Origin of the sequence: Mycobacterium montefiorense (assembly GCF_003112775.1) — a bacterium.
Lineage (GTDB): Bacteria > Actinomycetota > Actinomycetes > Mycobacteriales > Mycobacteriaceae > Mycobacterium > Mycobacterium montefiorense.
The window spans coordinates 561,675-569,654 of sequence record NZ_BFCH01000017.1 but is presented as its reverse complement, the minus strand read 5'-3'; the positions used below and the strand labels follow the sequence as shown (position 1 = coordinate 569,654).

Annotated in this window: 8 protein-coding genes and 1 tRNA gene; 4 read left to right on the top strand and 5 right to left on the bottom strand. The window is 65.6% G+C overall.

The window, feature by feature from the left end; all coding sequences use genetic code 11:
- The 3 genes from DB708_RS27430 to DB708_RS12595 form a co-directional block, all read right to left on the bottom strand.
- On the bottom strand, nt 1–1,953 hold a 1,953-nt coding region (locus DB708_RS27430; protein WP_201263502.1), incomplete at its 3' end, for a DUF7159 family protein.
- Between the two features lie 107 nt (nt 1,954–2,060).
- Nucleotides 2,061–2,633, bottom strand: a complete 573-nt coding sequence (gene dcd, locus DB708_RS12600) for a dCTP deaminase (protein ID WP_108922222.1) — start codon at nt 2,631–2,633, stop codon at nt 2,061–2,063.
- Between the two features lie 41 nt (nt 2,634–2,674).
- The gene (locus DB708_RS12595) at nt 2,675–3,322 is read right to left on the bottom strand and encodes a hypothetical protein (protein ID WP_108922221.1); all 648 of its coding nucleotides are present in this window, start codon (nt 3,320–3,322) and stop codon (nt 2,675–2,677) included.
- 137 nt (nt 3,323–3,459) lie between these two features.
- Here DB708_RS12595 and DB708_RS12590 point away from each other — a divergent pair.
- Both DB708_RS12590 and DB708_RS12585 read left to right on the top strand, forming a co-directional pair.
- A tRNA-Gly gene (locus tag DB708_RS12590) sits at nt 3,460–3,533 on the top strand.
- A 126-nt stretch (nt 3,534–3,659) separates the two neighbouring features.
- The gene (locus DB708_RS12585) at nt 3,660–4,559 is read left to right on the top strand and encodes a hypothetical protein (RefSeq protein WP_133251004.1); all 900 of its coding nucleotides are present in this window, start codon (nt 3,660–3,662) and stop codon (nt 4,557–4,559) included.
- A 7-nt stretch (nt 4,560–4,566) separates the two neighbouring features.
- On the opposite strand, the gene DB708_RS12580 is transcribed toward DB708_RS12585, so the two are convergent.
- Entirely contained in the window at nt 4,567–4,713 is a 147-nt protein-coding gene (locus DB708_RS12580; protein WP_108922219.1) for an integrase, read from the bottom strand.
- Between the two features lie 828 nt (nt 4,714–5,541).
- Here DB708_RS12580 and DB708_RS12575 point away from each other — a divergent pair.
- Nucleotides 5,542–6,345 (top strand): mycofactocin-coupled SDR family oxidoreductase, encoded by an 804-nt coding sequence (locus DB708_RS12575; protein ID WP_108922218.1) that lies wholly within the window; start codon nt 5,542–5,544, stop codon nt 6,343–6,345.
- On the opposite strand, the gene DB708_RS12570 is transcribed toward DB708_RS12575, so the two are convergent.
- Nucleotides 6,307–7,257, bottom strand: coding sequence for a LysR family transcriptional regulator ArgP (locus tag DB708_RS12570; protein ID WP_108922217.1), 951 nt, complete (start codon nt 7,255–7,257; stop codon nt 6,307–6,309). The genes DB708_RS12575 and DB708_RS12570 overlap by 39 nt on opposite strands.
- A gap of 71 nt (nt 7,258–7,328) precedes the next feature.
- Here DB708_RS12570 and lysE point away from each other — a divergent pair, with 71 nt between their 5' ends.
- Entirely contained in the window at nt 7,329–7,928 is a 600-nt protein-coding gene (lysE, locus tag DB708_RS12565; RefSeq protein ID WP_108922216.1) for an L-lysine exporter, read from the top strand.
- Nucleotides 7,929–7,980: the final 52 nt, after the last annotated feature.

Below are 7,980 nucleotides of genomic sequence, written 5' to 3'. Positions count from 1 at the left end.
GCTGTGGCTTCCGCCACCACCCCCAAAGCTGCCACCGCTGTGGCCGCCACCACCACCGCCAATGCCGCCACCACTGTGGCCGCCACCGATGGGCCCACTCGGAGTATGCCCGCCGCCAATGGGTCCGCCCCCACCAATGGGGCCGCTGGGGGCGTGGCCGCCACCGCCGATCGGGCCGCCCGGAGAGTGTCCGCCACCGCCAGTGGGACTGCCGCCGCCAGGACCTGTGCCCGGAACATGAATGGGAGCACCGCCACCCTCACCACCGGGACCTGTGCCGGGGGGCGAGGCATGCCGGCCGCCGGGACCACCGGGTCCCGAACCGGGAAAGTGACCAGGGCCGCCGCCGTTGGCGCCACCCGAACCCGTGCCGGGCGGCGGCGCATGCCCACCGCCCTGACCACCGGGTCCCGAACCGGGAAAGTGACCAGGGCCGCCGCCGTTGGCGCCACCCGAACCCGTGCCGGGCGGCGGCGCATGCCCACCGCCCTGACCGCCGGGACCACTCTGTGGGTCACGGGGGTTGGGGCCGGATTCTGGAAGAGTCGGATGCGGCGGCGCTTGCGGAATCGTGCCCGAGTCCGGTGGCTCGGGCAGATGGACCGGCGGTGGTTGCTGCACCACGGGTGGCCGCGGCAGCACGCGCGGTGGGACCTGGATCACCGGCGGGCTCATGATCCAATCCGGAGCCGGCACGTGCAACGGAGGCACGGGAATCGGCACCACAACCGGAACTGGCACCGGCGCAGCAATGGGAGGGGCGGGCAGCGGCGGCGGAGCCGCAGGCAGCGGTGCCGCCGCCGCTGGCATCACGGGTTTGGGTGCCGCGGCCGGCGCGGGCAGGACGATCTTCGGCTTCGCGACGGACGCCTCAACCGGCGGAGCGGGAGCCGGTTGCGTTGGGACGATGAGGTTTTGGTTAGGGCTGGGCTGCACGGCCACGTTCGTGGTGCGGATTCCAATCGCCAGTGCGATCTCGAGCGCCACCACCGCGCTGATCGCGACGACTGCCATCCCGCTGCCGAGCAGCAGCACCGGCCGGCGCCGCGGTTTGCCCTCGGCCGGTCCGATGAGGTCGGACGGGTTGATGACGTCGGTGGGAGCATCGGCGTCGTCGTCCGGCACCAGGCTGTAGGCGAGCTCGCCGTCGCCGTGTTCGGCGCCGTCGGCAAAGTAGGAAACGCCGAAGTATTCGGGCATCGCGGACGGGTCGACGGCCCCGGTGCCCGGGTCCTGCGCGTAGGCCAGTGCCGCGGTCGACGACGCGAACAGCGGTGCGTTCGCCGACGCCAGCGCGGCGCCGCGGGCCAGCGCCGTCTCGGCCTCTTCGGGTGCGCTCACGGTAAGAGACGTCGCCGACTCCAGTGCCGGCTTGATCGGCGCGACGTCGACGCCCGAGCCGACCACGAACACACCGCCCGGAGGTAAGTCCAGCTCGTCGAGGCCAGCGATCATCCCGGTGAGTTGCGCGGTGGCCTCGTCGTAGGACTCGGCGACAATCTCTTCCTTGTAGACGGCGGTGATGGACCCGTCGGAGGTCTCGACGAGCGCCAGCGTCGCGGTCTCGGGCTCCACGAACAGCACCGCGGTGGTGTCGTAACCCATTGCCCCACCGACGGATTGACCCAGCGCGGCGACAGCCAGGAACGCCGAGACCAGCATCACGTTCTCGAGCTTGTAGGAGGCCAGCGCGTCGCCGAGCACGGCCGCATGCAGCTGGTCGGTCCACGTCACCCCGATCGAGGACAGCTCAAGCCCGGCATCGGCGGCGCCCTCGCGGGTACCCAGGATCGCAGAGATCACCCGATCGGGAACGGCGGTGGGTTCGGTGTCATCGGTCTCGGTGAGCTGGAACTCGTCCTCTTCAACCAACGCGCCGTCGGCATTTTCGCCTTCAACCAGGACCATCTGGACCGAAGCCGGTGCGATCGACACCCCGAGCACGATATCCAAAACCAACCACTCCAAAAGCGTTGCAAGACAAGCTATGCCCGGGTGAATACGCAACCCCGGACCATTCCATACTCCCGCAGAAAGGCTGTGCGGGCTGCTTGCCGGAGCTATGTAGTTCTTATGAAGTTCTCGTAGGAGCGAGAAGGAGTCGGTCCCCGCTGACCCTGGTACTTCGAGCCGACCCGTGAACTGCCATACGGGTGCTCGGCCGGACTGGTCAATCGCAGGATGCACAGCTGGCCGATCTTCATACCGGGCCACAGCGTGATCGGCAGGTTGGCGACGTTGGACAGCTCGAGGGTGATGTGGCCGGTGAAGCCGGGATCGATGAAGCCGGCAGTCGAGTGCGTCAGCAGGCCCAGCCGGCCCAGCGACGACTTGCCCTCCAGACGCCCGGCAAGATCCTCGGGCAACGCGAAGAGTTCCAGGGTGGAGCCGAGGACGAACTCGCCCGGGTGCAACACGAACGGTTCCCCGGCGGTTGGTTCGACCAGCGTCGTCAGCTCGTCTTGCCGCTTGGCGGGGTCGATGTGGGTGTACCGGGTGTTATTGAAGACCCGGAACATGGAGTCGAGGCGAACGTCGATGCTGGACGGCTGCACCAAGGTGTCGTCGAACGGGTCGATGCCCAACCGGCCGGAAGTGATTTCAGCCCTGAGGTCACGATCGGAGAGCAGCACGCGACGAGCCTAACTGTTGCCCAGTGCTCGTTTTCCTGGCTTCAGTCCGCCAGATACGTTTCGCCACCCTTGGGGTAGCCGCCTCCGGTCGTCGTGACGTGGACGTGGTCATAGTGGCCAAGCCTGCTGGCTTGGGCTCCATTGGGCGTGTAGTAGACGCCGCGCCAAATGGCGTCCTGTACGCCGAACCGGTTCGTGTTCTTCAGTACGTACGCGACGATCTCGTTGCCTAGCGCGATCCCCTGCGGGCTCGCGGGATTGGGGATCATCACATCCAGCGCCAGGCCGAGGGGATGCCAGGGCAGCGGATCCGGTCGGACACCACCGATTTCGTGAATCTCGGGGAACGTCGCAGTGATCGCGCGGGACGCCAGGATCGTTCGCACCTGCAAGCCCTGCTCCGACGCGAGTCCGGCGGGCAGGAACCGGGATCGAACGTGGTAGCGCGATGCCGCAGGCTGGCTATCGAGGACACCCAGACCTGCCGCGCTATGCGGCAAATTCGATTCCGCCGCGACGATTTCCAAACGGCTCGGCGCAACATCACCAATAACGGCCTTGGCTTCCGCTTGGGCCGCAAATGGGCCGACGTCGCCAGCCACCGCGAAGCAGACCGCTGCGGGGGTCAGCAGCGCAGCCAGGACTAGCGGTGACTTACGCCGTTTGCTGGCTAATCTGTGCCGACCCACCCAGGGCACATTACGGCATGATCACAATAGAATAAATATGAGCATTTTAAATTTGACGGCATAAGCGCATTCCGACGACGTCCTTGAACTGTTCCGGCTGGTTGGGCGCCCGGGTGCTAGCCTTCTGTGGCAACTGCGCCGATGTAGTTCAATGGCAGAACATCAGCTTCCCAAGCTGAATACGCGGGTTCGATTCCCGTCATCGGCTCCACGTTTACCAGGGCATTCTGCCCGCGGAACCGCGTCGGCTGCTGGGCCGGTACCCCGCCCGTACCCCGACTGCTGCTGCTTGGCCGGGGTGCACTGCGCCGCATCACCGTGGCCTGAGGTTGGTCGCATGGAGTGCCATACTGAAGCGTTCGGGCACAGGGCTCAATCGAAAGAACGGGGTAAGCGGGAACAGGCAATGGCTGAAGACTACCAAGGCGGCACGGTTCAGTTCAACGCGACAACTTTTCACGACTCGGTGCTGCCGGTGAAGCTCAATTTCCGGCCTCCGCTTGCAAAATTCGGGTCGGACCCGTCGACATTCGCCTACCAGTGGCAGCTGTTGACCTACGCGTTCAACCTTCCCGATCCAGCTCGGTTTCCGAGGCTGCCCGGCGAAATTCCAGCCGAGGATATGCGTCGCCTCAAGCGGTACGTCCATGTCTGCGAGAAGACGGCCAAGTACACCGTCGTCGCCCACAAAGGCGGCATTACTCTTCACGGCGAGAACGGTGACTGGAGCTTTGACATCGACCAGACCGACGACGAGCAGACGGTGGGCTTTGCCACTCGGTTTCGGCAGTTGCACCACTCATCGACCGGTGACCCGGACTTCTCCGTCGTCATCAACCTGTTGAACAAATATGCCCGTCAATTCAGGGACGGTCGGACCGCCCAGCGGCTGGCGATCCTCGACGAGTGGAAGAAAGCCCGTGGGGCGCTGATGAATCGCCCTCTCCCAAATATCGTTGATCGGATCGTGCTGGAAAAGGACCACTGCCCCAACATCGATGATGTCGCCATGTACAACGATGTCAACCCGGACAAGTTGATCAATTTCTTCAACTACGGCGAGCTGATCCACTTCGGGAAGCACAGCGAAGAATACGACAAGCTGGCCGAGGATCCCGAGCTTGAGGCGATCCAGCACAACAACTTCATGCAGTCCATGCTCGGGCTAGTGCACCTGTACTTTGGGTTCTCTGAAGTTATCCGAGCAGCGACACAACTGAAGCGCGGACCTGTCTAGCACCTTTCTAACCGTGCAGGGGTATCACGTTGTCGCCGTGGTACTTCGGTGTAGCCGCTAGCGCCCCGAGCGCGGCCATTTCGTCGTCGTGGTCGGCCTTGGCGTAGAGGTGTGTGTAGACGAGTTCGGTCGTCGTCGGGTTCGCATGCCCCATCCATCCCCAGCCGCACCGCCGCCGATGGCTCCGGCCCCCGCGGCACCGCCCGTTGTGGTTCCGGCAGCCCCGGCCCCCTCGGTGCCTGCGGCGCCGGTCATCCCCGTTCCGGTGTTCGTTCCGCCGATTGCGCCGGCCCCGGTGCCGCCGGTTCAGTTACCCGACCCGCCGGCGAGTCCGCCGGTGCTCGAGGCGCCGACGCACTCGTCGCCGCCGATCTACGTTCCCCCACCGAAGTCGCCGCCACACCGACCTCCTCCGGGGCAAGAGCCGCCGTCCAATCCCGGCAGCGGGCCGGTTAACGGCCCGGGCCCAGTCCGCGGCAATCCCGGTAGCAGCGGGCCGGTCGGCGGCGGCCAAACCCCCAGCAGCAGCGGACCAATCGGCGGCGGCCAAACTCCCAGTGGCAGTGGGACTGTCGGCGGGGGTGAAAGCCCGAGCAGTGGCCCGCCTGCTGGCGCTGCGTCACCCGGTGCTAGTACGCCCTCGGGCGGCGGGTCAACAAGCGGTGGTGAAAGCCCGAGCGGCGGCGCGCCGACTGGCGGCGGCGAAAACCCCAGCGGCAGTAAGCCTGTCAGTGGCAGCTCTAGCAGTGGAGGCTCCGAAGTCGCCGGCGGAAGCAGCCTCAGCAGTAGCGGCAGCGAGAGCAGTGGTGGCAGCTCAAGCAGCTCTAGCAGTGGCAGCGAATCCAGCAGTAGCAGCAGCTCTGGCAGCGTGAGCAGCGGCGGCCGTAGCTAGCACCGGAATATAGTCCACAGCAATCGATTTCATGACACGCGGCAGGCCCGCAAGCGTCCGGTCCACTATCTGCCGGTAGCTTCTACCCCTATGGGTACTTTGGATGGACGCGTGGCCCTGATTACCGGTGGGGCTCGAGGGCAGGGGCGCGCGCACGCGCTGGCGTTGGCGGCCGAAGGGGCCGACATCGTGGCCGCCGATGTCCCCGATGCCATGACGGAGCTGACCTACCCCCTGGGCACCGAGGACGACTTGCGGGAAACGACGAAACTGGTTGAAGCGCTGGGCCGACGTTGCCTACCGCTGACCCTGGACGTGCGCGATTCGGCCGCAGTCGGCGCCGCGATCAAGCAGACGGTCGCCGACATGGGCAGCCTCGACATCGTGGTGGCCAACGCCGGAATCGTCAGCACCGGGCTACTGGAAGACGTCAGCGACGTGGTTTGGCAGCAGCTGATCGATACGAATCTGACGGGTGCGTTTCATACCCTGCGGGCGGCCATACCGGTGATGCGACAGCAGGGGTTCGGAAGGATCGTCGTGACCTCCTCGATGGGCGGCCGAATGGGCATCCCCGAGCTGGCCGCATACAACGCCACCAAGTGGGGTGTCATCGGCCTGGCGAAGTCGGCCGCCCTGGAGGTCGCTAAGGACGGCATCACGGTCAACGTCATCTGCCCGACCACCGTCCAAACGCCGATGGTGCAACCCGCTGGAAGCGATGACATCCCTGACGATCTGGTGCGCCGGATGATGAGAGCCAACCCGATACCGCAACCCTGGTTGCAACCCGAGGACGTCAGTCGCGGCGTGCTGTATCTGGTCACCGACCCCGGGGTCATCACCGGAAGCGTGCTAGAGATCGGCCTCGGCGGCAGCGCGCGCATCCATTGATAATCGGCCCCCCAAGCTGAACACGCGGGTCCGACCCATTCGACCCAACTTGGGTTTCGCCGCCGACCGCACCGCTTCGGTGAGGGTGTCCCCCAGAAAACTTTCGAGCTTCCAACACTGCCAGAACAACGGCACGTCGAGATGCACATCGGATATCCGGACGAACGATCCGTCCGCCTGATGGATATCGGCGAGGATCTCGGGGAACATGCCCCAGCCCAACCCGGCGCGCACAGCTGATCCGAAACCCTCCGCAGTGGGTACGTAATGTACCTGACGCTTGATGTCTCGGCGAAAAGCTCTGCGCAGCAACGAGTCCTGGAGAGCGTCGGCACGGCTCCACGCCAGCGACGGGGCGGAAGCCACGGCATCGGCTGTGAAGCCATCGCGGAGATAGCGCTCGACATAGCTCGGTGCTGCCATCGGGACGTAGCGCATCACTCCCAGCGGCAGCACGCGACATCCGGGCACGGCTGTGCGCTCTGTGGTGACCGCGCCCATCACCGCGCCCTCCCGCAGCAACCGAGCCGAGTGATCCTGGTCCTCGATCCGGATATCGAAAAGGACCTCAGACAGTCGGGAAAGCACGGCGGTGAACCAGGTTGCCATCGAATCGGCGTTCACCGCGATCGCGACGCGGTTGCGTTCCGAGGACCCTCCACTCATCTCGGCCAGCGCTTCTGCTTCCAGCAGCGCAGTCTGCGCGGCGAGCCGCAGCAGCGGCACTCCCGCAGGTGTTGCCACACAGGGCTTCTCGCGACGGATCAGGACCTGACCGACGCGCTGCTCGAGCGCCTTGATCCGCTGGCTCACCGCCGACGGCGTGATGTGCATCCGGCCTGCCGCCGCATCGAAGCTGCCGTACTCAACCACTGCGGCGAAGGCGGCCAGCTGCTGACCATCGATGTTCACATTAATGATTCTAATGCATATGAAGAAACCTTAGCTGTACTGATCCATCCTGGGTGCCTAACGTCGATGCCATGCACTCGCCCCTGATCGTCGGCTTCCTCGCGTCGTTCACCCTGATCGCCGCCATCGGGGCGCAGAACGCGTTCGTGCTGCGGCAGGGCATTCGTCGCGAGCACGTGCTACCCGTCGTGGCGCTGTGCGCGGTCTCCGACATCGCGTTGATTGCCGCGGGTATCGCCGGCGTCGGCGCACTGATCAACGCGCACCCCGCCGCAATCAACATCGCCAAGTTCGGTGGCGCGCTATTTCTGTTCTGCTACGGACTGCTTGCCGCGAGGCGCTCCTGGCGGCCGCCGGCCCTGCAACCGTCGAATGCCGCGCCTGCCCGCCTGGCCGAGGTCCTGGTCACGGCCGCGGCGTTCACCTTTCTCAACCCGCACGTCTATCTCGACACGGTCGTGCTTTTAGGCACGCTGGCCAACGAACACCAGGACGGCCGTTGGCTGTTCGGCGTCGGCGCCGTGACCGCCAGCACGGTTTGGTTCGTCAGCCTCGGCTTTGGTGCGAGGCGACTGACGGGACTGTTCGCGACCCCGATGACGTGGCGCATCCTCGACGGGCTGATCGCGGTGATGATGATCGGGCTCGGCATCGCGGTGGTCGCGGTCTAGTCAACGACCCTGGGCTTCGCCGGGCCCCGGATTCGACCATGAGTGTGCGGGC